Raw genomic sequence first — 24564 nt, forward strand, 5'->3', positions numbered from 1 at the left:
AACGTGACCAAGCCGGTCGTCGGCTACGTCGCGGGCTTCACCGCGCCGGAGGGCAAGACCATGGGCCACGCGGGCGCCATCGTCTCGGGTTCCTCGGGTACCGCCCAGGCGAAGAAGGAGGCCCTGGAGGCCGCGGGCGTCAAGGTCGGCAAGACCCCGACCGAGGCCGCGGCACTGGCCCGGCAGGCGGTGTGACGCGTGAATCCCCTGGAGAGATGGATCGCCCAGGTGGCCGGTGAACTCTCAGTGAGCCGGGACGCGCTGGACCGGGACGAGGTGCTGGACGTCGCGAAGAACGTCGCCCACCAGGTCGCCCGCCCGGCCGCACCGCTCACCACCTACCTGCTGGGTGTCGCCGTGGGACGCGGCATCGCGCCCGCCACCGCCGCCGAGACCGTGAACAGGCTCGCCGCGGCCTGGTCCGTTGAGGACGGCGGCACGCCGTCCGACGGTCAACGCCCCGCCCCCTCACAGCCGGGAAGAGGAACATGACGCTGATCGGAGTCCCCCGGGAGACCGCGACGGGCGAACGCCGCGTCGCGCTGGTGCCCAAAGTCGTCGAACGGCTGCGCGCCGCGGGCCTCTCCGTCGTGGTGGAGGCCGGGGCCGGAGCCGGGGCGCTGATCCCCGACGAGCAGTACGAGCAGTCCGGGGCCACCATCGGGGAACCGTGGGCGGCCGACGTCGTGGTCAAGGTGAACCCGCCGACGCCCCACGAGATCGGCCTGCTGAGCCCCGGATCCGCCGTGATCGGCTTCCTGGCGCCGCTGACCAGGCCGGAGGTCGCCGAGCAGCTGCGCCTGACCGGCGTCGCCGGCTTCGCGATGGAGGCCGTTCCGCGCATCTCCCGCGCGCAGTCCATGGACGCGCTCTCCTCGCAGGCCAATGTCGCCGGCTACCAGGCGGTGCTGGCCGCCGCCCGGAGCTCCACCCGCTTCTTCCCGATGCTCACCACGGCCGCCGGAACGGTGAAGCCGGCCACGGCCCTGGTGCTCGGCGTGGGCGTCGCGGGGCTCCAGGCACTGGCCACCGCCAAACGTCTCGGCGCCCGCACCACCGGCTTCGACGTCCGGCCCGAGGTCGCCGAGCAGGTCCGCTCGCTCGGCGCCCAGTGGCTGGAGCTGGGTGTCGAGGCAGCGGGCGAGGGCGGGTACGCCCGTGCCCTGACCGAGGAGGAACAGGCCGAGCAGCAGCGGCGGTTGAGCGAGGCGATCGCCGGCTTCGACGTGGTGATCACGACGGCGCTGGTCCCGGGGCGCCCGGCGCCGAAGCTGGTCACCGCCGAGGCCGTGCGGCGGATGCGGCCCGGCAGCGTGGTCGTCGACCTCGCCGGGGAGACCGGCGGCAACTGCGAACTCACCACACCGGGGGAGACCGTGGTGTGGCACGACGTCACCGTGGCCGCCCCGCTGAACCTGCCTTCGACACTGCCCGAGCACGCCAGCGAACTGTACGCGCGGAACGTCCAGGCGCTGCTCGAACTCATGCTGACCGACGGCGAGTTCGCGCCGGACTTCGAGGACGAGATTCTCGCCGCCTGCTGTGTGACCCAGAACAGCGACCAGCTCACGGAGGCCCGATGATGTTCCTGGCCAACCTGGCGATCCTGGTGCTGGCCGGATTCGTCGGCTTCGCGGTGATCTCCAAGGTGCCCAACACCCTGCACACCCCGCTGATGTCCGGCACCAACGCCATCCACGGCATCGTCCTGCTCGGCGGCCTGGTCCTGCTCGGGCGCTCCGCCTCGGGCCCCTTCGAGCGGGTGCTGCTGGTCGTCGCGATCGTGTTCGGCACGATCAACGTGGTCGGCGGGTTCCTGGTGACCGACCGCATGCTCGGCATGTTCAAGAAGGCGCCGGACGGCGCCGGAGCAGGAAAGGACGCGGTCGGCCGTGGATGACCTGATCCCGATTCTCTACATCGTCGCGTTCGCCCTGTTCATCCATGGCCTGATGGGCCTGACCGGACCGCGCACGGCCGTACGCGGCAACCTCACGGCGGCGGCGGGCATGCTGATCGCCACCGTGGCCGCCCTGCTGACCCCCGGGACGGGCAACTGGCTGCTGATCGCGTTCGGCCTGGTCCTGGGCACGGTGATCGGCGTACCGGCGGCGCGGCGGGTCAAGATGACCGCGATGCCGCAGATGGTGGCGTTGTTCAACGGAGTGGGCGGCGGCGCCGTCGCCCTGATCTCCTGGGTGGAGTTCCGCGACAGCCACGGCTACGTGACGGAGGCCGGCTATGTCGTCGTCACGTCGTTGTTCGCCGCGATCGTCGGCTCGCTCTCCTTCTGGGGATCGCTGATCGCCTTCGGCAAGCTCCAGGAGATCCTGCCCGGCAGGCCGATCGGTCTCGGCCGGGGGCAGCAACCCCTCAATCTGGCACTGCTGCTGGTCTCGGTGGCCTGCGCGGTCGGCATCGGCCTGGGCCACGCCTCCGAGGCGCTCATCATCGGCGTGCTGGTCTCCGCGGCGGTGCTCGGCGTGATGGTGGTGCTGCCGATCGGCGGCGCCGACATGCCGGTGGTGATCTCGCTGCTCAACGCCTTCACCGGACTGTCCGCCGCGGCCACCGGCCTGGCGCTGGACAACACGGCGATGATCGTCGCGGGCATGATCGTCGGCGCCTCCGGCACCATCCTGACCGATCTGATGGCCAAGGCGATGAACCGCTCGATCCCGGCCATCGTCGCAGGCGGTTTCGGCGGGACGGGCCCCACCGCGGGACCGGGAGACGGCCCGGCGGACCAGACGGTACGGCAGACCAGCGCGGCCGACGCCGCCATCCAGATGGCCTACGCGAGCCAGGTGGTCGTCGTCCCCGGCTACGGCATGGCCGTCGCGCAGGCGCAGCACGCCGTACGCGAGATGGCCGGTCTGCTCGAACAGCGCGGCGTGGAGGTCAAGCACGCCATCCACCCGGTCGCCGGACGCATGCCCGGCCATATGAACGTCCTGCTCGCCGAGGCCGACGTGCCGTACGAGCAGCTCAAGGAGATGGACGACATCAACGGGGAGTTCGGCCGCACCGACGTGGCCCTGGTGATCGGCGCCAACGACGTCACCAACCCCGCCGCCCGCTCGAATCCCAGCTCGCCGATCTACGGGATGCCGATCCTCAACGTGGACCACGCCAGGTCGGTCATCGTGCTCAAGCGCTCGATGAACCCCGGGTTCGCCGGCATCGACAACGAGCTGTACTTCGACGCCAAGACGTCGATGCTCTTCGGCGACGCCAAGTCCTCCGTCGCCGAGATCACCGAGGAACTCAAGGCCCTGTGACGAGGAGCGGCCGGGCGCGCGGGCGCCCGGCCGCTCCCTGCGTCGCCACCGAGGGAGGCGGACCCCATGCTGATCGACACCCACGGCCGGATCGCCACCGATCTACGGGTCTCGCTGACCGACCGCTGCAACCTGCGGTGCACCTACTGCATGCCCGAGGAGGGTCTGGCCTGGCTGGCCCGGCCCCGGCTGCTCACCGACGACGAGGTGGTCCGGCTGGTGGGCATCGCGGTCACCGGCCTGGGCGTCACCGAGGTGCGCTTCACCGGTGGTGAGCCGCTGCTGCGCCCCGGCCTGGCCGGCATCGTCGCCCGCTGCGCCGCGCTCACCCCGCGGCCGGAGCTGTCGCTGACCACCAACGGGATCGGGCTGGCCCGCACCGCCGGCGCGCTCCGCGAGGCCGGGCTCGACCGGGTCAACGTCTCGCTGGACACCCTGCGCCCGGACCGCTTCAAGGCGCTCACCCGCCGCGACCGGCACCGGGAGGTGCTGGCCGGGCTGACCGCAGCACGCGAGGCCGGGCTGGAACCGGTGAAGATCAACTCGGTGCTGATGCGCGGGATCAACGACGACGAGCCGGCCGAGCTGCTGGCCTGGGCCGTCCGGCACGGCTACCACCTGCGGTTCATCGAGCAGATGCCGCTGGATCCCCAACACGGCTGGCAGCGCGAGCAGATGGTGACCGCCGAGGAGATCCTGCGGAAGCTCGCCGCGTGCTTCTCCCTCACCCCGGAGCGGCGGGGGCAGCGTGGTTCGGCGCCCGCGGAGCGGTGGCTGGTCGACGGCGGACCGGCCACGGTGGGGGTGATCGCCTCGGTGACCCGGCCCTTCTGCCGGGCCTGCGACCGTACCCGGCTCACCGCGGACGGCCAGGTCCGCACCTGCCTGTTCGCCAGGGAGGAGACCGACCTGCGTACCGCGCTGCGCTCCGGGGCGTCCGACGAGGAGGTCGCCGCCCTGTGGCGGGCGGCGACGCTGGGCAAGAAGGCGGGCTCCGGCCTCGACGACCCGTCCTTCCTCCAGCCCCGGCGCCCGATGTCCGCCATCGGCGGCTAGACGAAAGAGCGAGGTCACGCAAGGGTGGGCCGGCACACCGAGGCCTGTGCGCCGCGCCGGGAGAAAGATTCGCTACGACCTCTGGACAGGGGATCGTCCGCCTTTGAGAATACTGCCTACTTCATATCGTATGCAATCTGAATGTCTCGGAGGAGCCGGTATGACGCGCACCACCCGCCCGGTGGCCCTGGCACGCAACGGGATGGTCAGCACCCCGCACTACCTCGCCTCCACGGCCGGCCTCCAGGTGTTGCAGGAGGGCGGTACGGCCGTGGACGCCGCGATCGCCATCAACGCGACCCTCGGCGTGGTCTACCCGCACATGACCGGACCGGGCGGGGACGCCTTCTGGCTCATCCACGACGCCGCCACGGGCCGGGTCCACGCGCTCAACGGCAGCGGCCGGGCCGGCGCCCACGCGACCCGCCCGTACTTCCGGCAGCGCGACCACCGGGAGATCCCCACCCGGGGGCCGCTCGCCGCGGTGACCGTGCCCGGTGCCGTCGACAGTTGGTGCAGCGCGCACGAACGGTTCGGCAGCCTCCCGCTCGCCCGCCTGCTCCAGCCGGCCATCACGTACGCCCGGGAGGGCTTCGCCGTCTGCGACAGCTACGCCGCCTGCGCCGCCGACGTCGCGCACGTCCTCCGCGCTCATCCGCTCACCCGAAGCACGCTGCTGCCCCGGGACCGGCTGCCGATCATGGCGGACGTCCTCACGCTGCCGCAGCTGGCCGAAACGCTGGAGATCGTCGCGGAGAAGGGCCGGCCCGGCTTCTACGAGGGCCCCGTGGCCGAGGAGATCGCGACGAGCCTGCAACAGGCCGGCGGCCTGCTCACCACCGAGGACCTGGCCGCCCACCGGGCGGAGTGGACCGAACCGATCTCCACGACGTACCGCGGGTACCGCTGCTACCAGGCCCCGCCGAACTCGCAGGGGTTCGCGCACCTGATGGCGCTGAACATCGTCGAGAACTTCGACCTCGGCGGCATGACCGACAGCAGCCCCGAATACGTCCACCTGCTGGTGGAGGCGACCCGCCTGGCGTTCGCCGACCGCGACCGGTACCTCACCGACCCCGACTTCCACGACATCCCCCTGCGGCACCTGCTGTCCAAGGACTACGCGGCCGAACTGAGCAGGCGCGTGGCTCCCCGGCCGGCCCCCGCGGGACCGGGGGCGCGGATGGGCGGCGACACCACGTGCAGCGTCGTGGTGGACTCGGCAGGCAACGCGGTCTCGGTGATCCAGAGCCTGTACCACGAGTTCGGCTCCGGGTTCATCGCGGGCCGGACCGGGGTGCTGATGCACAACCGCGGATCGTTCTTCTCCCTGGACGAGGCACACCCGAACCGCCTCGAACCCGGCAAGCGGAGCTTCCACACCCTCATGCCCGGCATGCTCTTCCGCGGCGAGAACCTGGACCTCGTCTACGGAACCATGGGCGGCGAGGGTCAGCCGCAGACGTCGAACGCCCTGGTCACACGGGTGGTCGACTTCGGCAGGGACGTCCAGTCGGCCATCGACGCGCCCCGCTGGCTGTACGGCCGCACCTGGGGGGACGAGCGACGCGACCTCCGGATGGAGGACCGTTTCTCCTCCGGGACGCTGGACGAACTGCGCACCTGGGGTCACCCGGTCCGCGAGGTCGGCAGCTGGGACGGCGTGATGGGGCACGCCCAGGCCATCCGCGTCACCGACGACGTCCTGATGGGCGGCGCGGACCCGCGCGGCGACGGCCTCGCTCTCGGCTGGTGACGCTCGACCTCGCGACAGCCGGACGACCGGACGAGAGGAGACCCCGGGAATGGAACACGCGAGCATCTGGCTCTGGGCTGCCTCACTGGCCCCGCTCGCCCTGCTGCTCTTCCTGATGATCGCGCGGGGCTGGGGCGCGGCGGAAGCCGGTGCGCTGGGCTGGCTGGTGGCCTCGGTGACCGCGCTGACGGTCTTTCACCTGCGCCTGGACGCGGTCGGACTGCAAACGGTCAAGGGAGTCGTCGAAGCCGTCACCATCGTCTACGTCATCGAGGTATCTCTGAGGAAACCCCTGTCTTCAGGCTGGGGAGGAATCGGACTCCTGCGGAGCAGGGCAGGGAGTGGCGAATCGCCGCTGGGTGGTTCGTTGTCCACCACTCGGATTCCAGCAGATCGTCACAGGCTGATTTGATAGTTTGTGAGGTATGACGGCCATTCAGGTGAAGCGGGCGTTCAAGTACCGTTTCTATCCGACTGATGCGCAGGCGGCCGAGTTGTCGCGCACGTTCGGCTGTGTGCGCAAGGTCTACAACATGGCGCTCGCGGCCCGTACCGAGGCGTGGGCGCGGCAGGAGCGGGTCAACTACAACCAGACGCCGGCGATGCTGACTGAATGGAAGAAGACCGAGGAACTGGCCTACTTGGGGGAGGTGTCGGCGGTGCCGCTTCAGCAGGCGCTGCGGCACTTGCAGGCGGCGTTCGCGGGCTTCTTCGGCAAGCGGGCCAAGTACCCGCGGTTCAAGTCGCGCAGGTGCCGACGTCCTCGCGACCAAGGTCGCCGCCTGGACCAGCGGAATCTACCTGCTCCTCGCGCCGTACATCGGGGCCTTCGGCACCTTCATCACCGGCTCCAACCTCTCCAGCAACCTGCTGTTCGGCGCCTTCCAGCAGACCACCGCCCAGGCCGGCGGGCTCAGCACCGCCAACGTCCTCAGCGCTCAGACGACCGGAGGCGCGCTGGGCACGATGATCTCCCCGAGCAAGATCCTGCTCGGCACCACCACCGCCGGAATCGGCGGGCGCGAAGGGCAGATCCTGCGCAGGACACTGCCGTTGACGCTCGTCACCACCGCCCTCGTCGGTCTGCCGCTCTTCCTGCTCGCCCGGACCAGCGGATAGACCCACGGAACGGAGAAACCCATGAACAGCACCGCACGCGTCCAAGCCTGGTCGAGCCTCGCGGCGGTCGTCGCGCTGCCCCTGCTGTACATCGGCGGAACACACCGGTTGCCGGCCCTGTCCGCCACCGGACTCGCCATCTTCGCCGTGAGCATGATGATCTCGCCCGCCCTGCGGTACGTCTCCCGTCCGCGCGGCTGAGGCCGCCCGGCACCCGGGCCGCACCGTGGGACGCGTCGGAGCGGGCGCGTCCCACGGTGTCGCCGGGGCCTCGGTCAGGCGCCGACGTACGCCGCGAGGTGCTGACCGGTGAGGGTGGAGCGGGCGGCGACGAGGTCGGCGGGCGTGCCCTCGAAGACGACCCGGCCGCCGTCGTGGCCGGCACCGGGACCGAGGTCGATGATCCAGTCGGCGTGCGCCATGACCGCCTGGTGGTGCTCGACGACGATCACCGACTTGCCGGAGTCGACGAGCCGGTCGAGCAGGCCGAGCAGATGCTCGACGTCGGCGAGGTGCAGACCGGCGGTCGGCTCGTCGAGGACGTAGACGCCGTCCTTCTCGGCCATGTGGGTGGCCAGCTTGAGCCGCTGCCGCTCGCCGCCGGACAGCGTGGTGAGCGGCTGGCCCAGGGTGAGGTAGCCGAGCCCGACGTCGGCGAGCCGGCCGAGGACGCGGTGCGCGGCCGGCGTGTGGGCCTCCCCGGCGCCGAAGAACTCCTCGGCCTCGGCCACCGGCATCGCCAGCACCTCGCTGATGTCACGGCCGCCTAGGTGGTACTCCAGCACCGACGCGTCGAACCGCTTCCCCTCGCACTCCTCGCACGTGGTGGCGACGCCGGCCATCATCGCCAGGTCGGTGTAGATGACGCCGGCGCCGTTGCACGTGGGGCAGGCGCCCTCGGAGTTGGCGCTGAACAACGCCGGCTTCACCCCGTTGGCCTTGGCGAACGCCTTGCGGATCGGGTCGAGCAGTCCGGTGTACGTCGCCGGGTTGCTGCGCCGCGAGCCGCGGATCGCGCCCTGGTCGACCGACACCACACCCGCGCCGGCCGGGATCGACCCGTGCACGAGCGAGCTCTTGCCGGAGCCGGCGACACCGGTGACGACGACGAGCGTGCCGAGCGGGATGTCGACGTCGACGCCGCGCAGGTTGTGCGTGGTCGCGCCGCGGATCTCCAGCGTGCCGGTGGGCTTGCGCACCGTCTCCTTGAACGAGGCCCGGTCGTCGAGGTGGCGGCCGGTGAGCGTGTCACTGGCCCGCAGCCCTTCGACGGTGCCCTCGAAGCAGACGGCGCCGCCCGCCGTACCGGCGCCGGGACCGAGGTCGACGACATGGTCGGCGATCGCGATGGTCTCCGGCTTGTGCTCCACCACGAGCACGGTGTTGCCCTTGTCCCGCAGCCGCAGCAGCAGGCCGTTCATCCGCTGGATGTCGTGCGGGTGCAGGCCGGTGGTGGGCTCGTCGAAGACGTAGGTCACGTCGGTGAGCGAGGAGCCGAGGTGGCGGATCATCTTCACGCGCTGCGCCTCGCCGCCCGACAGGGTGCCCGACGGGCGGTCGAGCGAGAGGTAGCCGAGGCCGATCTCCACGAACGAGTCGAGGGTCTGCTGCAACGTGGCGAGCAGCGGCGCCATCGACGGCTCCTCCAGGCCGCGGACCCATTCGGCCAGGTCGCTGATCTGCATCGCGCAGGCGTCGGCGATGCTGGTCCCGCCGATCCGCGACGACCGGGCCGCCTCGCTGAGCCGGGTGCCCCCGCACTCGGGGCAGTCGGTGAAGGTGATCGCCCGGTCCACGAACTCCCGGATGTGCGGCTGCATCGCCTCCCGATCCTTGGAGAGCATCGACTTCTGGATCCTCGGGATCAGACCCTCGTAGGTCATGTTGATGCCCGCGATCTTCATCCTGGTCGCCTCGCGGTGCAGGAAGTCCTGAAGCTCCTGCTTGGTGTACTCGTGGATCGGCTTGTCCGCGTCGAAGAAGCCGGACTCGCTGTAGAGCCGGTAGTTCCAGCCGCCCGGCTTGTAGCCGGGGATGGTCAGCGCGCCCTCGGTGAGCGACTTGGAGTCGTCGTAGAGCTGGGTGAGGTCGACGTCGGAGACCGTGCCCCGGCCCTCGCAGCGCGGGCACATGCCGCCGGTGATGCTGAAGCTGCGCCGCTCCTTCACGGTCTTTCCGGCGCGTTCCACGGTGACCGCGCCCGCCCCGCTGATCGAGGGCACGTTGAAGGAGAACGCCTTGGGCGAGCCGATGTGCGGCTGCCCGAGCCGGCTGAAGAGGATGCGCAGCATCGCGTTCGCGTCGGTGGCGGTGCCGACCGTGGAGCGGGGGTCGCCGCCCATCCGCTGCTGGTCGACGATGATCGCGGTCGTCAGCCCGTCGAGGACGTCGACCTCGGGCCGGGCCAGGGTCGGCATGAAGCCCTGTACGAAGGCGCTGTAGGTCTCGTTGATCAGCCGCTGCGACTCGGCGGCGATCGTGTCGAACACCAATGAGCTCTTGCCCGAGCCGGAGACTCCGGTGAACACCGTCAGACGCCGCTTCGGGATCTCGATGCTGACGTCCTTGAGGTTGTTCTCGCGCGCGCCGTGCACGCGGATCATGTCGTGGCTGTCGGCAGCGTGCGGCGCGGGCGACGGGGTGTCCGTCCTCGTGGCCTTGCTCATCGTGTCTCCATCCGTGAGGCTGCGCCGCCTTCGCGGCAACGTGGGTGTCCGCCTGAGCGGCGGTGCCGGGCCGGGGTGGCGCGACGCACGTCCGGCCGGCGCTCACCGGGGTCGCGCTCCGCGCGAGAACCAAGGCATTATCCACGCACCTGGTCCGCGCGGACCCTCCGGCAGGGGAGCCGGTGAATCCGCGCGGTTCACCCCCGTGATCGCCGGACGGCCCGGCCCACGCTACCGAGGGCCGGGCGCCCGGCGCTTCTCCATTCCTGACCGGTTCTGCCCCGGTTACAGATACGGGCGGGTGATCAGCTCGATCCCGTGGCCGGCGGGATCCTTGAAGTAGACCCCTCGGCCGCCGTGCTCGTGGTTGATCTCGCCGGGGAGTTGCAGGTGCGGGTCGGCCCAGTGCTCGATGCCCTGATCGCGCAGCCGCTGATACGCCCGGTCGAACAGGTCGTCGTCGACCAGGAATGCGTAGTGCTGCATCTGGATCTCCACCGGCGGCTCGGCGAACTGGAGCAGCACACCGTCGGCGAGCTGGATGTTGGTGAACGGGCCCCAGGACGGCGCTGCCCGCACTTCCAGCAGTTCGCGGAAGAAGCGGGCCGACTCTTCGCGGTCCTTGGAGGCGATGATGGTGTGGTTGAACGAGGCTGTCATTCGCTGACCTGACTGTAGTTCGGCACGGAAACGTACTCGTCGTGGTGCACGAGCACGGGGAGGTCCGCGTGCCGAACCATGGGGGTGCCTTCTCCGCACCCGCGGTGAGATCAGCCCTCCACCGGGTGGCCAATCCGTGAGTGGCGTATCGCCGGTCCGGTGTTCACGTCGGGAACCCTACTTGATCCGGCTTCCGTGCGGGTGGGTCACGCGGAACGCGGGGCCGGGCCGAGCCACGCGAGGGCCGCGGTGGTCAGCGCCGTGACACCGTTGCTGAGGGTGGGCCGCATGACGGGAGCGAAGGACGGCGAGTGGTTCTGCGGGATGTCACGGCTCCTGGTGCCCGCGGCCTCCGCCTTGGCGTAGACGTCGGGATCGACGCCGCCCAGCAGCCAGTAGCAGACCGGCACGTTCGCGCTGGTGCCGAAGACGCCGACGTCCTCACTGCCGGAGGAGGCGCCCGGGTCGGTCAGCCTGTCGTGGCCGACCACGTCGCCGATGGCGGCCATGGTGCGGGCGCACGCCTCCTCGTCGTTGACCATCAGCGGGAACGTGTGCAGGGCGCTGATCTCGGGATCCCGCTGCGCCCCCGCGGCCGCCGCCTCGCCGCGGACGATCCGCTCCACCGCGCCGAGGACGGTCCGGCGGACCTGCGGGGTGTAGGTGCGGATGTTGAGCTGGAGCCGGGCCTCGTCCGGAATGATGTTGTCCTTGGTGCCGGCCTGCAGGGCGCCGACGGTGACCACGGCGCGGTCCGCGGAGGCGATCTCGCGGGAGACCACGGTCTGCAACCGCATCACGGTGGAGGCGGCCATCACCACCGGGTCGATCGCCGCTTCCGGCATGGACGCGTGGGCTCCCCGCCCGAACATGCGCACGTCGAGCGCGTCGGTGGCGGCGAAGGCGAGACCGGGGTGGCAGGCGATGGTGCCGGCCGGGATCGACATCACGTGCTGGCCGAGGACGATGTCGGGGGTGCCGAACCGGGCGTACAGGTCGTCGTCGACCATCGCCTGGGCGCCCTGGCCCAGCTCTTCGGCCGGCTGGAACACGGCCAGCACGGTGCCCGACCACCGGTCGCGGGCGCCGGCCAGGAGTGCCATGGTGCCGAACAGGCAGGTGACGTGCACGTCGTGGCCGCAGGCGTGCATCACGCCCTCGTTCGTCGAGGCGTACGGCAGTCCGGTCCGCTCGGTGACGGGCAACGCGTCGAAGTCGGCGCGCAGCAGGACGGTCGGGCCCTGGCCGTTCACCAGTCGGGCCACGACACCGGTCCGCCCGACGCCCTCGGTGACCTCGTACCCCAAGTCCCGTGCGCGCCTGGCGACTTCGGCGGCCGTGCGGTGCTCCTCGAAGGACAGCTCGGGGTGGGCGTGCAGGTCCTGGTAGAGCGCTTCGAGGTCCGCGGTCAGGCTGGTGTCCAGGCCGGCCAGGACCTGCGTGTCGTGTGCGGTCATCGTGATGCCCCTTTGGCCGGCGAAGGGCCGCCACCTCCGACGGTAACCACACCCGCGGGGACGCGGCAGCCCGGTCGGCGCAGCCCGCTGCTTGAAAGTTGTAGTACTGGCCCATCTGGGTTAGCTTGAAGATTCAAGTTAAGTCGGGTCCCGCCGCTCAGCGCCGTGGGGCCCCGCCGTCCGACCCGAGGAGCCCCCACCTTGACCACGCCTGACGTCACCCTGCCCCGCCCCACCGCCGCGCCGGAGACGGCTCCGGCGGCCCCCGCCCACGCCTACGACGCCGGCTTGCTCGTCCTGCGCCTCGCGCTCGGGCTGACCATGGCCGTGCACGGCGCCCAGAAGCTGTTCGGCTGGTTCGGCGGGGGCGGCGTCGACGGCACCGGGCAGTTCTTCGCCGCCTCCGGCTACCCCTCGCCCCGGGCGTTCGCTGTCGTGGCCGGACTCAGTGAGACGCTCGGCGGGCTCGGCCTCGTGCTCGGTCTGCTCACCCCGCTCGCCGCCGCGGCCGTCGCCGGCACGCTGGTCAACGCGATCTCCGTCAAGTGGGGCGGCGGCTTCTTCGCCCCGCAGGGCGTCGAGTACGAGCTCCTCATCGCCCTGTCCGCGGTGGCCCTCGCCCTGACCGGCCCCGGCCGGATCGCCGTGGACCGGCTGCTGCCCGGGCTGCGCTCGCACCGCGTCGCCCACGGCGTCGCCGCGATCGTGCTCGGTGCCGTTGTGGCCGGTGTCACGCTGCTGCTGCGTCACTGACGCCGGGCTCCGGACGGCAGGCCGGCGGGGCGACAGGCCGTGCCCGGCCTGTCGCCCCGGGCCGTTGTCCGAGCTGTGGATCTCATTTGACATTAGAGAGTCTTATAGAAGATAAAGGTGACGCTTTGGCCATTAATTCACGCGGCGTGACATCTGCGGCGTGATGCCGACGAACGCTGCGCGAATGAGTCCTGACATGTCCCACCCCATCACCGATCAGCCCACAGCCGACCCCGCGGGGGAGTGGGGCGCATGGCGGTCCGAGCGCCATCGGGCCCTCACCTCGCCGACGGGCAACCTCGCCCTCGTCGAGACCCGCTGGCTGCCGGCCGGTGAGCGCCCGGACGCCGAGGCCGCGCGCGCGGGGCAACCGCACACGGTGACGGTCACCACGCTCCGGCGCACCGACCTCGTCACCGGCGAGCCCGAGCACGGCCTGCGGTTCTGGGACGCCGACTCGCCCGCCGTCCGCCACTTCGACCGGGTCGACGTGTTCCCCTACGACCCGGCCTGGGTGCTCGAGGCGACCTACACGCCCGTGCCCGGCGCCCGACGCGTGGCCTTCGAGCACATCCGGGACAACGGCGGCACCCGCGACCTCGCCGTCCCCGGCGACATCACGCTCACCGTCGACGGCCGCGACTACACCCTCAGCGCCTTCGACGACGACGGCACCCTGCTGCTCGTCTTCGGCGACCCCACCAACGGTGACACCACCTACGGCGCCGGTCGCTTCCTGTTCGTACAGCGCACCGAGGACGACGACCGCGTCCTGCTGGACTTCAACCGCGCCTTCGTGCCGCCCTGCGGGTTCTCCGATCAGTACAACTGTCCGATGCCGCCGCGGCAGAACCGTTTCCACCTGCCCGTTCAGGCCGGTGAGAAGCTCCCCGTCTTCCGCGGCGGCTTCCCCGCACAGCACTGATCAACCCGCAGCCTCCCGCACCATCAGCACGAAAGCGCCCACAGCCATGAGCATCAAGAAGACGTCCCTGTACGCCACCGCCACCGCGGCCGGCCTCGCACTGACCCTGACCGCCTGCGGCGGCTCCGGCTCGAGCGGCAGCGCCTCCGGCGGCGCTGTGAACAAGGACGCCACCGTCAACATCGGCTCCCTCTACGAGCCGCAGAACCTCGACAACACCGCGGGCGGCGGCCAGGGCGTCACCGAGGCCCTCAACGGCAACGTCTACGAGGGGCTGTTCAAGCTCACCGACGACGGCAAGGTCGAGAAGCTGCTCGCCACGGACCACAAGGTGAGCGGTGACGGACTCACCTACACCTTCACCCTGCGCGACGGCGTGAAGTTCCACAGCGGCAAGGCCCTCACCAGCGAAGACGTCAAGTACAGCCTGGAGAAGGTCATCGCGGACGACTCCCAGTCCGCCCGCAAGGCCAACCTTCAGGTCATCAAGGACATCGCCACCCCCGATGCGCGGACCGTGAAGGTCACGCTGTCCAAGAAGTCGATCTCCTTCGTCTACAACCTCTCCTACGTCTGGATCATCAACTCCCAGGCGAAGAACCTGAAGACGACCGAGGACGGCACCGGCCCCTACCAGCTCGGCAAGTGGACCCGCGGCTCCGCCCTGAGCCTGGACCGGTTCGCCGGCTACTGGGGCAAGGCCGCGGCGAACAAGACGGCCGTCTTCCACTACTACAAGGACGCGACCGCCCTCAACAACGCGCTGCTGACCAACGCCGTCGACGTGGTCACCAGCGAGCAGTCGCCCGACGCCCTCGACCAGTTCAAGAACAACCAGAACTACAAGGTCAACGACGGCGACTCCACCACCAAGCTGCTGCTCGCCTTCAACGACAAGGCCAAGCCCTTCACCGACGTCAAGGTGCGCCAGGCCGTGTCCTCCGCCATCGACGACAAGAAGCTGCTTGAGTCGGTCTGGGGCGGCTACGGCAAGCTCATCGGCTCGATGGTGCCGCCCACCGACCCCTGGTACGAGGACCTCACCGAGGTCAACGCCTACGACCCGGCGCGCGCCAAGAAGCTGCTCGCCGAGGCCGGGTACGCCAAGGGCTTCAGCTTCACCCTCGACACCCCGAACTACGACCCGCACCCCACCGCCGCGACCTTCATCAAGTCCGAACTCGCCAAGGTCGGCGTCACCGTCAAGATCAACACGATCACGCCGGACGAGTGGTACACGAAGGTCTACAAGAACCACGACTTCTCGGCCACGCTCCAGGAGCACGTCAACGACCGCGACCTCGTCTGGTACGGCAACCCCGACTTCTACTGGGGCTACGACAACAAGCAGGTCACCCAGTGGGTCGAGCAGGCCGAAGCGGCCTCCACCACCGCCGAGCAGACCGAGCTGCTGAAGAAGGTCAACCGCAAGACCGCCGAGGACGCGGCCAGCGACTGGCTGTACCTGTACCCGCAGATCGTCGTCGCGAACAGCAAGCTGTCCGGCTACCCGCTCAACGGCCTCAACTCGCAGTTCTACGCCTACGACATCAAGAAGAAGGGCTGATGGCCCGCTATCTCCTGCGCCGCTTCGCCTTCCTCCTGGTGTCGCTGGCCCTGGCGAGCGTGGTGCTGTTCGTCCTGCTGCGGATGCTGCCCGGCGACCCGGCCAACGCACTCACCTCGGTGGGTGCGAGCCCGGAGCAGATCGCCGCGGCACGGCACTCCATCGGGTCCGACAGGCCGCTGCCCGAGCAGTTCGTCCACTGGCTCGGGCAGCTGGCGAGCGGCGACCTCGGCACCTCCTTCGTCAGCTCGCTGCCGGTCGGACCCGAGGTCGCCTCCCGGCTGAGCGTCACCGTGCCGCTGACCCTGGCCGCGTTCACCCTCGCCGTCGTCCTCGCCGTGCCCGCCGGGTTCGTCGCGGCGCACAAGCGGCACACCTGGTACGGCGCACTGCTCAGCGGCGTGTCCCAACTGGGCATCGCCGTACCGGTGTTCTGGCTCGGCATGATCCTCATCGCCGTCTTCGCGCTGAACGCCGGCTGGCTCCCGTCCGGCGGCTTCCCGCCGGACGGCTGGTCCGAGCCCGCCGAGGCGACCCGCTCCCTCGTCCTGCCGGTCGCCACCATCGCCCTGGTGATGAGCGCGTCCCTGATTCGCTACGTCCGCTCCGCCACCCTCGACGTCCTCGGCAGCGACTACCTGCGCACCGCCCGCGCCCTGGGCTCGTCCTTCGGCCGGGCGATGTGGCGGCACGGCCTGCGCAACGCCTCCGTACCGGTCATCTCCATCCTCGGCATCGAACTCGCCTCGACCCTGCTCGGCGCGGTCGTCGTGGAATCGGTGTACGCGCTGCCCGGCCTCGGCTCCCTGCTCGCCACCGCCATCGCCCAGCACGACTACCCCGTCATCCAGGGCGTGCTGTTCGTCTCCACCCTCGCCGTGCTGCTCATCGGCTTCGTCGCCGACCTCGTCCAGCGGATCATCGACCCGCGCCTGCGCGGCCGGCTCTCCGGAGGTGCCCGATGACCCAGGCAGACACCCTGCCCACCGTCCAGCCGGAGGAGAAACCATCGAGCCGGCGCCGGTCCCGCCGCTCCGCCACGCTCGTCGTCGGCTGCGTCCTGGCCGGCCTCATCGCACTCCTCGCCCTCATCTCCCTGTTCTGGCTGCCCTACCCCGCCGACGACACCTCCGGCGGACGGCTGGCCGGTCCCGGCAACGGACATCCGCTGGGCACCGACAAGCTCGGGCGCGACCTGTTCACCCAGGTGATGACCGGCTCGCGGATCGCCGTCGAGGCAGGCCTCGGGTCGGTGCTCGTCGCCGCCGCGATCGGCCTCACCCTCGGTGTGCTCGCCGCGTTCGCGCAGGGCTGGCTCGACGACACGCTCTCGGCGTTCCTCGACATCCTCATCGCCTTCCCCACGCTGCTGCTCGCGATGCTCATCGTCGCCGCCCGCTCGGCGACCCTCGGCTCGGCCGTCCTCGCGATCGGCCTGGCGCAGAGCGCGGTCGTCGCCCGGCTGGTGCGCATCCTCGTCAAACGCGTGCTGGCGCAGGACTACATCACCGCGGCCCGCACCTCCGGCACCTCCTGGCCCAGGACCGTCGTCGGCCATGTGCTGCCCAACATTTGGCCCACCCTCGTGGTCAACCTCGCCCTCCAGTTCGGTCTCGCCGTACTGGCCGAGGCCGGACTGTCCTACCTCGGGCTCGGCGCGCCCCCGCCGAACGCCTCGTGGGGCCGGATGCTCCAGGAGGCCCAGGCCACCTTCACCACCGCCCCGGCGGGCGCGCTCGCCCCCGGCATCCTGCTCGTCCTGCTCGTCATCGGCGTCAACCTCATCGCCGACGGCCTGCGCGACACCCTCGACCCGGCCACCCGCCGGAGGCGCGCGTGAACCTCCTCGACGTACGCGGGCTGACCGTCCGCACCGGCGACGGCCGCAACCTGGTCGACGACCTGTCCTTCACCGTGGCCGGCGGCGAACGCCTCGGCCTCATCGGCGAGTCCGGCTCCGGCAAGTCCCTGACCACGCTCGCCGTGCTCGGTCTGCTGCCCGACGGCATGACCGCCACCGGCAGCGTCGAACTCGCCGGCACCCAGGTCGTCGGCGCCCCCGAGAAGCGGCTCACCTCCCTGCGCGGCCGGGACGCGGCCGTCGTCTTCCAGGAGCCGCTCACCGCGCTCGACCCACTGATGCGCGTGGGCCGCCAGATCGCCGAACCCCTGCGCAGGCGCACCGGCCTGAAGGGCAGGGAGCTTCAGCGCGCCGTGGCGGACACGCTCGCACAGGTCCGGCTGCCCGACCCCGAGCGCATCGCCCGCGCGTTCCCGCACGAGATCTCCGGCGGGCAGCGCCAGCGCGTGGCCCTCGCCATGGCCCTGGCCTGCGAACCGAAACTGCTCATCGCGGACGAGCCGACCACCGCCCTGGACGTGTCCGTGCAGGCGGAGATGCTCGAACTCGTCGACACGCTGGTCCGGGAACGGGACATGGCGGTGCTGTTCGTCAGCCACGACCTCGCCGTGGTGGCCAAGGTGACCGACCGCGCCCTGGTGCTGAAGGACGGGCGGGCCGTGGAGGAGGGACCGGTCGAGACCATCGTCGGCGCGCCCCGCGAGGAGTACACCAAGTCCCTCGTCGCCAGCGCCCGGCGCCTGGAATCCGCCCTGGACCTGAGGAGCGCGCGATGACCCCCGTACTAGAACTGTCCGGCGTCGCGCTGCGCTACCGGGGCAGCACGGGCAACGTGGTCGAGGACGTCTCGTTCGGGGTCGAGGCCGGACGCAGTCTCGCGCTTGTCGGGGAGTCCGGAGCCGGCAAGACCACGCTGCTGCGGCTGCTGCTGGGCCTCGCCCGCCCCACGGCCGGCCAGGTCCGCTTCGACGGCGCCGAACTGTCCCCGCGGGACCGGGAGCAGATGCGCCGGTTCCGGCGCGGCGTCCAGTGCGTCTTCCAGGACCCCTACTCCTCGCTCGACCCGCGCCGCCGCGTCGGCGCCACCGTGGCCGAGCCGCTGCTCTCCCTCGGCATTGACAGCCGCGCCACGGCCGGGCCGAAGGTGGCCGCGGCCCTGGAGCGGGTCGGCCTGCCGGCCGACGCGGCGGACCGCTATCCGCACGAGTTCTCCGGCGGACAGCGCCAGCGGATCGCCATCGCCCGCGCCACCGTCTGCACCCCGCGGGTCCTGCTGGCCGACGAACCCGTGAGCGCGCTCGACGTGACCACCCGGGTGAAGGTCGTCGACCTGCTGGCCGAGCTCAAGCAGGAACAGGGGCTGACGCTCGTGATGGTCTCCCACGACCTGTCGGTCGTCGCCTCCCTGTGCGAGCGCACCGCCGTCCTGGAACGCGGCCGTGTGGTCGAACACGGCGACACCGCCCAGGTCTTGGGCCGGCCGGCGCACCCGTACACCCGCCGCCTGCTCGACAGCGTCCCGCGCCTGCCGGCCTGAACCGCCGGCACATCGCCCGGCGCGGGTCCCCGACCGCGCCGGGCCCCGGCCGTATCCGGCCGACCGAATCCGCAACGCGCGGCCCGGCGTGGGCCTTGGGCCGTTGCGGGTCTCGCCGGTGCGGGCCATTGGTTGTTCCGGGGGTCGGGTTGTCGCGGTGGTCGGCCCGTGCCGCTGTTGCGCGGCCCGGTGTGGGCCTTGGGCCGTTGCGGGTCTCGCCGGTGCGGGTCACCAGCTGGTCCGGGCGGTCTGGCTGGCCCGGCTAACCCGTGCCGCTGTCGCGCCGCCCGGCGCGGGCTCCCGCCCGTGCCGGGCGCCTGGCCGTTCCTGGAGTCCGGCCGGCCCGAACCCCCGTTACGCCGCTCAGCGCGGGCTCCCGGCCCTCCCGGACCCGGCCGCCGCCCTGGGCCCGCGGCCGTTCCGGCCTCCGCGCCGTCCCGGCCCCGCGCTTGCTTCCGGACTTACCGCGCCGGTGTGTCGTACTCCGGTGTGACGGTGAGCAGTTCGGACACGTCCGAGCCGACCGGTACCTCCCGCGGCGGCGTGCCGCGGCGGAAGAGGCGCGCGTCGTTCTCGCCGCCGACCGTGGCGCGGGGTCCGGCCACGCGCAGCCAGGAGCCTTCGCGCAGGCCGAGCACCGGTACGTCGTTCTCCTCGAGGAACTCCGTCAGGCGCTCCTCGCGGGTCTCGCCCTTGTGCGTGGAGCCCGGGTCGGGGTCCAGGTAGTGCGGGTTGATCTGGAACGGCACCAGCCCCAGCGCCTCGAAGGACGGGGGCTGGACGATCGGCATGTCGTTGGTGGTGCGCAGCGTGGGCGCGGCCATGTTGGTGCCCGCGCTGGCGCCCATGTAGGGCAGCCCGTCCCCGACCGCCTTGATCAGCGCGTCTCGCAGGCCCGTCCGGTACAGGGCGGTCAGCAGACGGAAGGAGTTGCCGCCGCCGACGAACACGGCGTCCGCCTCGGCGAGCCGGCCGACCGGGTCATCGCCCTCGTGCACCCCGTGCACGTCGATGCCGGCTCCGGCGAGCGCGTCGCGCACCTTGGCCGTGTAGGCGTCGTGGTCGGCGAGCGCGTACGGCACGAACGCGAGCCGTGCCCGGGCCGGCAGGAACGCGGTCACGGTGCCGAGGGCGTGTTCCAGGTAACCGCGGCCGTACTGGGTGGAGTTGGACAGGAGCAGCAGATTCAAGGGGTGTTCCTCACCATGGGTTCGTTGCGTCAGGCCGTGCGGGTGCGCGGGCGGCGGTGGTGCTGGGGCGGGTGCGTCAACCGCTGCTCCAGCAGGCGGGCCGCCTTGCGCAACGCGTCGAGCCGGTCCTCGGGGCCGTCCGGGAAGCGCTCGCTCGCGGCCCCCAGGCTGAGGCTGCCGTAGGGTTCGGCGCCGAGGAAGACCGGCACGGCGACGGTGCCGATGCCCGCGTCGTACTCCCCGGCCGTCCATGCGTAGCCCTGCGCCCTGACCTGGCGGAACTCGCGTTCCAGCTGGTCGGGGTCGGTGACCGTGCGCTCGGTGAACCGGGCCATGGGGCGGCCGCGGAACAGCCGGTGGCGCTGCTCGTCGGGCAGGAACGCGTAGTACGACTTGCTGGTCGCCCCCGCGTGCGCCGGGTACAGCTCGCCGACCAGAGGGTAGTACCGCAGCGGCCCCTCCTCGCCCTCGACCGCCGCCACGCACCGCATGTGGAAGCTGTCGGGCAGACAGAACAGGACCGTGTCCCCGGTCGCCGCGCGCAGTTCCTGAAGGACCGGTTCCGCGAGCAGTTCCAGCGAGCCGGAGCGCTCCCAGAGGCGGCCCAGCCGCAGTGCGGCGGGACCGATCCGGTAGCGGCGGGTCGCCGGGTCGGACACCAGGAAGCCGCGCCCGGCCAGGGTGGACAGCAGCCGCTGTGCGACCGAGGTGTCCCAGCCGAACTCGGTGGCGACCTCCGTCACCCCCCAGTCGGGCCGGGTGCGCTCGAACGCCAGCAGCACCAGCAGGGCGCGGTCGACGGTCTGCAGTGCCCCGGCCGGGGTCTTCCGGTCGACGGGGATGTCAGGCACGGCAACTCCTCTCCGAATAACGTCCGCCCCTCCGCCCATCTCGCCATTCAGACCTGAATTGCAGATAACGGGAAACAGTTGCGAAGAAGGTTAACGGATCCCGAATCTTCTGTCAGCACCGCCTCAGGTGCGGATCAGGAGAAGCTGCCCATGTTGAAGTACGTCCTGGACATCGTGGATCTGCTGGACGATCCCGATGCCGACGGCAAGGGAGTCGCCGCCTACCTCGACTCCGTGGCGGGCCCCGCCGGCTCCGGCGCCCAGGTCACCACCGTCACCGGTGAGCGGGGCTCCACGGACTTCGTCCTCGTGCGCGTGCCGGGCCGCACCGGCCGCAGCCGCGGTGGCGCCTCGCGCACCCTCGGCGTGGTCGGTCGGCTCGGCGGTGTGGGTGCCCGTCCGGAGATCACCGGCCTGGTCTCCGACGCGGACGGCGCGATCGCCGCGATCGCCACCGCCGCCAAGCTGCTGGACATGCGCCGCCGCGGCGACGTGCTCGACGGCGACGTGATCGTGGCCACCCACATCTGCCCGAACGCCCCGACCGCACCGCACGACCCGGTGCCGTTCATGGACTCGCCGGTCGACATCGCCACCATGAACCGGCACGAGGTCACGGACGAGATGGAGGCGGTGCTCTCCATCGACACCACCAAGGGCAACCGGATCATCAACCACAAGGGCCTGGCCCTGTCGCCCACCGTCAAGGAGGGCTGGGTGCTCAAGGTCGGCGAGCAGCTGGGGGAGCTGCTGGCCGTGGTCACCGGTGAGCCGTTGGTCACGTACCCGGTGACCACGCAGGACATCACCCCGTACGGTAACGGTGTACACCACATCAATTCGATCCTTCAGCCGGCCACGGCGACGTCCGCCCCTGTCGTCGGCCTCGCGGTCACCTCGGCCGCGGCGGTGCCCGGCTGCCAGACGGGCGCGAGCCACGAGACCGACATCGCGGCCGCCGCCCGGTTCGCCGTCGAGACCGCCAAGGCCTACGGCGGCGGACGCCTGGACTTCCACGACGACGTGGAGTTCGACCAGCTCGTGTCCCGTTACGGCTCGCTGGCGCACCTGCAGACCCTCGGCCGCGCACCCAGGGAGTCGTGATCATGGCCGCTCACAAGAACACCGCCACCGCACCGGACACCGCCGGCCACAGAGCGCTGGGCAGCGACGACTACGCCCTCGCCCGCGTCCCGCGCAGCGAACGGCTCGGCTTCTGGACGATGCTGCTGCAGTGGCTCGCCCAGTCCGGATCGATCTCGCAGTTCACGCTCGGCGCCACCATCGGCGTCGGCATGTCCTTCGGCAACGCGTTGCTCGCCTTCACCCTCGGCGCCGTGATCCTGGAAGTCGTGATCTTCGCGATCGGCCTGGCCGGAATGCGCGAGGGCCTGGCGACCCCGCTGCTGACCCGCTGGGTCGGCTTCGGCCGCAACGGTTCCGCGCTGGTCAGCCTCGTCATCGCCATCAGCCTCGTCGGCTGGTTCGGAGTGCAGAACACGATTTTCGGCAACAGCGTCTCGGCGCTGGTCGGCGGCCCCTCGTGGCTGTGGTGCGTCGTCGCGGGCCTGGCCATCACCGTCCTGGTGGTCTTCGGCTTCCGGTACATGGCGGTCTTCGCGAAGATCGTCACCCCGCTGTTCTTCGCGATGGTCGCCTGGTCCGTCACCGACGCCCTGACCAAGCACTCGATCTCGGACCTCGTCCACTCGCCGGCCCCCGGCCCCGCGGTCCCGCTGTCGGTCGCCGCGACCGCCATCGCGGGCGGCTTCATGACCGGCGCGATCGTCGCGCCCGAGATGACCCGCTACAACAAGAAGGGCGCGCACGTCTTCGTGCAGAGCGCCTCGTCCATGATCCTGTCCGAGTACATCGTCGGCATGACAGGTGTCCTCCTCGGCCACATGGTGGGCAGCAACCAGGTCTCCCAGATCGTGCTCTCCACCTCCGGCGTCTTCGGCGTGCTGGTCGTCCTGATGTCCACGGCGAAGATCAACGACTGGAACCTGTACGGCTCCTCGCTCGGCGTCGTGAACTTCTTCCAGGTCGTCTTCCGCAAGCGCCTGAGTCGTGGCGCGGTCACCATCGTCCTCGGCCTGGTCGGCACCCTGCTGTCCGCGGTCGGCATCATGACTCACTTCACCGACTTCCTGACGGTGCTCGGCGTGGCCATCCCGCCGGTCGGCGGCATCATCGTCGCCGAGTACTGGGTGGTGCGCCGCATGCGAGGACCGCTCGACGCCACCCGCGAGGCGCAGACCCTGCCCGCCACCTCACCGGTCTGGGTGCCGATGTCCCTGGTCATCTGGGCCGCGGCGTTCTGCGTCGGCAAGTTCTACGACGGCGGGATCCCCGCCCTCAACTCCCTGCTGACCGCCTTCGTCCTGTACAGCGTGCTCGGACTCGCCGGCTGGGTCAGGACGTACGGCACCACCACCCTCGACGACGAGCCCGCCGACGGCACCGGGCGGTCCCCGGCCGCCACCGGCACGGCCCCCGTAGGAGCGTCATGAGCACCACCCCCTCACTCGTCACCGCCTCCGAGGAGGCACAGCGTGAGGTCATCGAACTGTGCGCGGAGCTGATCCGCTTCGACACCTCCAACCCCACCAGCGACGAGCGGGCTTGCGCAGACCGTGTCGTCGAGCTCCTGGCCGAGGCCGGCATCACCTCGGAGCTGGTGGAGAGCGCGCCAGGCCGCGCCAACGTCGTCGCCCGCATCCCCGGCGGCGATCCCGGCCGCGGGGCACTGCTCGTCCACGGCCATCTGGACGTCGTACCGGCCGACCCGGACGAGTGGCAGGTCCCGCCGTTCTCCGGCGAGATCCGCGACGGCTACCTGTGGGGCCGGGGTGCCATCGACATGAAGGACACGGTGGCGGTCATGCTGGCCACCGCACGGCACTTCGCCCGCACCGGCACCCGGCCGTCCCGCGACATCGTCCTGGCCTTCCTCGCCGACGAGGAGGCGGGCGGCAGGTACGGCGCGCACTGGCTGGTCGAGCACCGGCCCGAGCTATTCGCCGGCGTCACCGAGGCGATCGGCGAGGGCGGCGGGTTCAGCTACGCGCTCGACGACACCCGGCGGCTGTACCCGATCGAGAACGCCCAGCGCGGCATGGCCTGGATGGAACTGACGGCCACCGGCCGCGCGGGCCACGGCTCCTCGCCCAACGACGAGAACGCGGTCACCGACCTCGCCGAGTCGCTCACCCGCATCGGCCGCCACACCTTCCCGATCCGCCTGATCGAACCGGTGCGCGCGCTGCTCGCCGAGGCCGCGCGGCTCCAGGGCGTCGACATCGACTTCGACGCCGAGGACCTCGACAAGGAGCTCGCCAAGCTCGGTCCGGTCGCCGACTTCATGCAGGTGGTGCTGCGCAACTCCGCCAACCCCACCATGTTCTCGGCCGGTTACCAGACGAACGTGATCCCGGGCCGGGCCACCGCCCGCGTCGACGGCCGCTTCCTGCCCGGCCACGAGCAGGAACTCGTCGACACCATCGACGCGTTGCTCCTGCCGTCGGTGGCCCGGCAGTGGGTCAACCACGACATCGCCATGGAGACCTCCTTCGACGGCCCCCTCGTCGACGCGATGTGCGCGGCCGTACGCGCCGAGGACCCCGACGGGCATCCGGTGCCGTACTGCAACCCGGGCGGCACCGATGCGAAGGCCTTCACGAAGCTCGGCATCCGCTGCTTCGGCTTCAAGGGCCTGAAACTGCCCCACGACCTCGACTACGGCCGCCTCTTCCACGGAGTCGACGAACGAGTCCCCCTCGAAGGCCTGCGCTTCGGCGTCCGGGTGATGACCCGCCTGTGGCAGAACTGCTGAACCACCCTCCGTGCGGCTCGGTGAGAAGACGCTCACCGAGCCGCACGGGT

At 70.9% G+C, this 24564-nt stretch carries 24 protein-coding genes and 2 pseudogenes; 21 read left to right on the forward strand and 5 right to left on the reverse strand.

Annotation, left to right across the window (positions count from 1 at the left end):
• The 11 genes and pseudogenes from ACWEK3_RS22975 to ACWEK3_RS23025 all read left to right on the forward strand — a co-directional run.
• Positions 1 to 195 (forward strand): annotated as a pseudogene (locus tag ACWEK3_RS22975) (succinate--CoA ligase subunit alpha); the annotation flags it as partial.
• A gap of 3 nt (positions 196 to 198) precedes the next feature.
• Positions 199 to 492, forward strand: a complete 294-nt coding sequence (locus ACWEK3_RS22980) for a DUF6457 domain-containing protein (protein ID WP_453250485.1) — start codon at positions 199 to 201, stop codon at positions 490 to 492.
• Positions 489 to 1583, forward strand: a complete 1095-nt coding sequence (locus tag ACWEK3_RS22985; RefSeq protein WP_453250486.1) for a Re/Si-specific NAD(P)(+) transhydrogenase subunit alpha — start codon at positions 489 to 491, stop codon at positions 1581 to 1583. Before ACWEK3_RS22980 ends, ACWEK3_RS22985 begins: the two co-directional genes overlap by 4 nt.
• Positions 1580 to 1900, forward strand: a complete 321-nt coding sequence (locus ACWEK3_RS22990) for an NAD(P) transhydrogenase subunit alpha (RefSeq protein ID WP_365436162.1) — start codon at positions 1580 to 1582, stop codon at positions 1898 to 1900. The genes ACWEK3_RS22985 and ACWEK3_RS22990 overlap by 4 nt, the downstream gene beginning before the upstream one ends.
• Positions 1893 to 3281 (forward strand): NAD(P)(+) transhydrogenase (Re/Si-specific) subunit beta, encoded by a 1389-nt coding sequence (locus tag ACWEK3_RS22995; protein ID WP_450547754.1) that lies wholly within the window; start codon positions 1893 to 1895, stop codon positions 3279 to 3281. The genes ACWEK3_RS22990 and ACWEK3_RS22995 overlap by 8 nt, the downstream gene beginning before the upstream one ends.
• A 66-nt stretch (positions 3282 to 3347) precedes the next feature.
• Positions 3348 to 4337: a GTP 3',8-cyclase MoaA gene (moaA, locus tag ACWEK3_RS23000; protein WP_450547749.1), complete on the forward strand. Its 990-nt coding sequence runs from the start codon at positions 3348 to 3350 to the stop codon at positions 4335 to 4337.
• 160 nt (positions 4338 to 4497) lie between these two features.
• Positions 4498 to 6093, forward strand: coding sequence for a gamma-glutamyltransferase (gene ggt, locus ACWEK3_RS23005; protein WP_453250487.1), 1596 nt, complete (start codon positions 4498 to 4500; stop codon positions 6091 to 6093).
• A 49-nt stretch (positions 6094 to 6142) separates the two neighbouring features.
• Positions 6143 to 6505: a hypothetical protein gene (locus ACWEK3_RS23010; protein WP_390874693.1), complete on the forward strand. Its 363-nt coding sequence runs from the start codon at positions 6143 to 6145 to the stop codon at positions 6503 to 6505.
• 13 nt (positions 6506 to 6518) lie between these two features.
• Positions 6519 to 6854, forward strand: a pseudogene (locus tag ACWEK3_RS23015) (RNA-guided endonuclease InsQ/TnpB family protein); the annotation flags it as partial.
• A 58-nt stretch (positions 6855 to 6912) separates the two neighbouring features.
• The gene (locus ACWEK3_RS23020) at positions 6913 to 7212 is read left to right on the forward strand and encodes an L-lactate permease (protein WP_450545035.1); all 300 of its coding nucleotides are present in this window, start codon (positions 6913 to 6915) and stop codon (positions 7210 to 7212) included.
• A gap of 21 nt (positions 7213 to 7233) precedes the next feature.
• Positions 7234 to 7413 (forward strand): hypothetical protein, encoded by a 180-nt coding sequence (locus ACWEK3_RS23025; RefSeq protein WP_450544981.1) that lies wholly within the window; start codon positions 7234 to 7236, stop codon positions 7411 to 7413.
• A 74-nt stretch (positions 7414 to 7487) separates the two neighbouring features.
• Here the strand turns inward: ACWEK3_RS23025 and ACWEK3_RS23030 are convergent, their stop codons facing one another.
• The 3 genes from ACWEK3_RS23030 to ACWEK3_RS23040 all read right to left on the reverse strand — a co-directional run bounded on the left by ACWEK3_RS23030 (position 7488) and on the right by ACWEK3_RS23040 (position 11995).
• Positions 7488 to 9878, reverse strand: coding sequence for an ATP-binding cassette domain-containing protein (locus ACWEK3_RS23030; protein ID WP_453250488.1), 2391 nt, complete (start codon positions 9876 to 9878; stop codon positions 7488 to 7490).
• A gap of 285 nt (positions 9879 to 10163) precedes the next feature.
• On the reverse strand, positions 10164 to 10538 hold the full coding sequence (locus ACWEK3_RS23035) for a VOC family protein (RefSeq protein WP_361423573.1): 375 nt from the start codon (positions 10536 to 10538) through the stop codon (positions 10164 to 10166).
• Positions 10539 to 10744: 206 nt separating this feature from the next.
• Entirely contained in the window at positions 10745 to 11995 is a 1251-nt protein-coding gene (locus tag ACWEK3_RS23040; protein WP_453250489.1) for an amidohydrolase, read from the reverse strand.
• A 201-nt stretch (positions 11996 to 12196) separates the two neighbouring features.
• Between ACWEK3_RS23040 and ACWEK3_RS23045 the strand changes: the two genes are divergently transcribed.
• The 7 genes from ACWEK3_RS23045 to ACWEK3_RS23075 all read left to right on the forward strand — a co-directional run bounded on the left by ACWEK3_RS23045 (position 12197) and on the right by ACWEK3_RS23075 (position 18638).
• Positions 12197 to 12748, forward strand: a complete 552-nt coding sequence (locus tag ACWEK3_RS23045) for a DoxX family protein (RefSeq protein ID WP_450544989.1) — start codon at positions 12197 to 12199, stop codon at positions 12746 to 12748.
• A 196-nt stretch (positions 12749 to 12944) separates the two neighbouring features.
• Entirely contained in the window at positions 12945 to 13673 is a 729-nt protein-coding gene (locus tag ACWEK3_RS23050; protein WP_450544991.1) for a DUF1684 domain-containing protein, read from the forward strand.
• 46 nt (positions 13674 to 13719) lie between these two features.
• Entirely contained in the window at positions 13720 to 15240 is a 1521-nt protein-coding gene (locus ACWEK3_RS23055; RefSeq protein ID WP_453250490.1) for an ABC transporter substrate-binding protein, read from the forward strand.
• The gene (locus tag ACWEK3_RS23060) at positions 15240 to 16205 is read left to right on the forward strand and encodes an ABC transporter permease (RefSeq protein WP_453250491.1); all 966 of its coding nucleotides are present in this window, start codon (positions 15240 to 15242) and stop codon (positions 16203 to 16205) included. The genes ACWEK3_RS23055 and ACWEK3_RS23060 overlap by 1 nt, the downstream gene beginning before the upstream one ends.
• The gene (locus tag ACWEK3_RS23065; protein ID WP_450544997.1) at positions 16202 to 17080 is read left to right on the forward strand and encodes an ABC transporter permease; all 879 of its coding nucleotides are present in this window, start codon (positions 16202 to 16204) and stop codon (positions 17078 to 17080) included. Before ACWEK3_RS23060 ends, ACWEK3_RS23065 begins: the two co-directional genes overlap by 4 nt.
• Positions 17077 to 17877: an ATP-binding cassette domain-containing protein gene (locus tag ACWEK3_RS23070; RefSeq protein WP_453250492.1), complete on the forward strand. Its 801-nt coding sequence runs from the start codon at positions 17077 to 17079 to the stop codon at positions 17875 to 17877. Before ACWEK3_RS23065 ends, ACWEK3_RS23070 begins: the two co-directional genes overlap by 4 nt.
• The gene (locus tag ACWEK3_RS23075) at positions 17874 to 18638 is read left to right on the forward strand and encodes an ABC transporter ATP-binding protein (RefSeq protein ID WP_450545001.1); all 765 of its coding nucleotides are present in this window, start codon (positions 17874 to 17876) and stop codon (positions 18636 to 18638) included. Before ACWEK3_RS23070 ends, ACWEK3_RS23075 begins: the two co-directional genes overlap by 4 nt.
• 461 nt (positions 18639 to 19099) lie before the next feature.
• Here the strand turns inward: ACWEK3_RS23075 and pepE are convergent, their stop codons facing one another.
• Entirely contained in the window at positions 19100 to 19828 is a 729-nt protein-coding gene (gene pepE / locus ACWEK3_RS23080; RefSeq protein ID WP_453250493.1) for a dipeptidase PepE, read from the reverse strand.
• Positions 19829 to 19857: 29 nt separating this feature from the next.
• On the reverse strand, positions 19858 to 20718 hold the full coding sequence (locus ACWEK3_RS23085; RefSeq protein WP_361423546.1) for an IclR family transcriptional regulator: 861 nt from the start codon (positions 20716 to 20718) through the stop codon (positions 19858 to 19860).
• Between the two features lie 111 nt (positions 20719 to 20829).
• Between ACWEK3_RS23085 and ACWEK3_RS23090 the strand changes: the two genes are divergently transcribed.
• The 3 genes from ACWEK3_RS23090 to ACWEK3_RS23100 are packed head-to-tail and all read left to right on the forward strand — an operon-like array spanning position 20830 to position 24514.
• On the forward strand, positions 20830 to 21783 hold the full coding sequence (locus tag ACWEK3_RS23090; protein ID WP_376543339.1) for a DUF1177 domain-containing protein: 954 nt from the start codon (positions 20830 to 20832) through the stop codon (positions 21781 to 21783).
• A gap of 2 nt (positions 21784 to 21785) precedes the next feature.
• The gene (locus ACWEK3_RS23095; RefSeq protein WP_450545006.1) at positions 21786 to 23192 is read left to right on the forward strand and encodes a cytosine permease; all 1407 of its coding nucleotides are present in this window, start codon (positions 21786 to 21788) and stop codon (positions 23190 to 23192) included.
• Positions 23189 to 24514: a M20/M25/M40 family metallo-hydrolase gene (locus ACWEK3_RS23100; protein ID WP_384430266.1), complete on the forward strand. Its 1326-nt coding sequence runs from the start codon at positions 23189 to 23191 to the stop codon at positions 24512 to 24514. The genes ACWEK3_RS23095 and ACWEK3_RS23100 overlap by 4 nt, the downstream gene beginning before the upstream one ends.
• Positions 24515 to 24564 lie beyond the last annotated feature (50 nt).

This window comes from Streptomyces sp. NPDC004721 (assembly GCF_053601495.1).

Bases quoted from the DNA above. Each gene is read 5' to 3' on its own strand.
- ACWEK3_RS23095 (WP_450545006.1), top strand. From the start codon at position 21,786: ATGGCCGCTCACAAGAACACCGCCACCGCACCGGACACCGCCGGCCAC.
- ACWEK3_RS23030 (WP_453250488.1), bottom strand. From the start codon at position 9,878: ATGAGCAAGGCCACGAGGACGGACACCCCGTCGCCCGCGCCGCACGCT.
- ACWEK3_RS22985 (WP_453250486.1), top strand. From the start codon at position 489: ATGACGCTGATCGGAGTCCCCCGGGAGACCGCGACGGGCGAACGCCGC.
- ACWEK3_RS23010 (WP_390874693.1), top strand. From the start codon at position 6,143: ATGGAACACGCGAGCATCTGGCTCTGGGCTGCCTCACTGGCCCCGCTC.
- ACWEK3_RS23100 (WP_384430266.1), top strand. From the start codon at position 23,189: ATGAGCACCACCCCCTCACTCGTCACCGCCTCCGAGGAGGCACAGCGT.
- ACWEK3_RS23035 (WP_361423573.1), bottom strand. From the start codon at position 10,538: ATGACAGCCTCGTTCAACCACACCATCATCGCCTCCAAGGACCGCGAA.
- ACWEK3_RS23055 (WP_453250490.1), top strand. From the start codon at position 13,720: ATGAGCATCAAGAAGACGTCCCTGTACGCCACCGCCACCGCGGCCGGC.
- ACWEK3_RS23040 (WP_453250489.1), bottom strand. From the start codon at position 11,995: ATGACCGCACACGACACGCAGGTCCTGGCCGGCCTGGACACCAGCCTG.
- ACWEK3_RS23050 (WP_450544991.1), top strand. From the start codon at position 12,945: ATGTCCCACCCCATCACCGATCAGCCCACAGCCGACCCCGCGGGGGAG.
- ACWEK3_RS23025 (WP_450544981.1), top strand. From the start codon at position 7,234: ATGAACAGCACCGCACGCGTCCAAGCCTGGTCGAGCCTCGCGGCGGTC.
- ACWEK3_RS23085 (WP_361423546.1), bottom strand. From the start codon at position 20,718: ATGGGCGGAGGGGCGGACGTTATTCGGAGAGGAGTTGCCGTGCCTGAC.
- ACWEK3_RS23090 (WP_376543339.1), top strand. From the start codon at position 20,830: ATGTTGAAGTACGTCCTGGACATCGTGGATCTGCTGGACGATCCCGAT.
- ACWEK3_RS23075 (WP_450545001.1), top strand. From the start codon at position 17,874: ATGACCCCCGTACTAGAACTGTCCGGCGTCGCGCTGCGCTACCGGGGC.
- ggt (WP_453250487.1), top strand. From the start codon at position 4,498: ATGACGCGCACCACCCGCCCGGTGGCCCTGGCACGCAACGGGATGGTC.
- ACWEK3_RS22990 (WP_365436162.1), top strand. From the start codon at position 1,580: ATGATGTTCCTGGCCAACCTGGCGATCCTGGTGCTGGCCGGATTCGTC.
- ACWEK3_RS23065 (WP_450544997.1), top strand. From the start codon at position 16,202: ATGACCCAGGCAGACACCCTGCCCACCGTCCAGCCGGAGGAGAAACCA.
- ACWEK3_RS23060 (WP_453250491.1), top strand. From the start codon at position 15,240: ATGGCCCGCTATCTCCTGCGCCGCTTCGCCTTCCTCCTGGTGTCGCTG.
- moaA (WP_450547749.1), top strand. From the start codon at position 3,348: ATGCTGATCGACACCCACGGCCGGATCGCCACCGATCTACGGGTCTCG.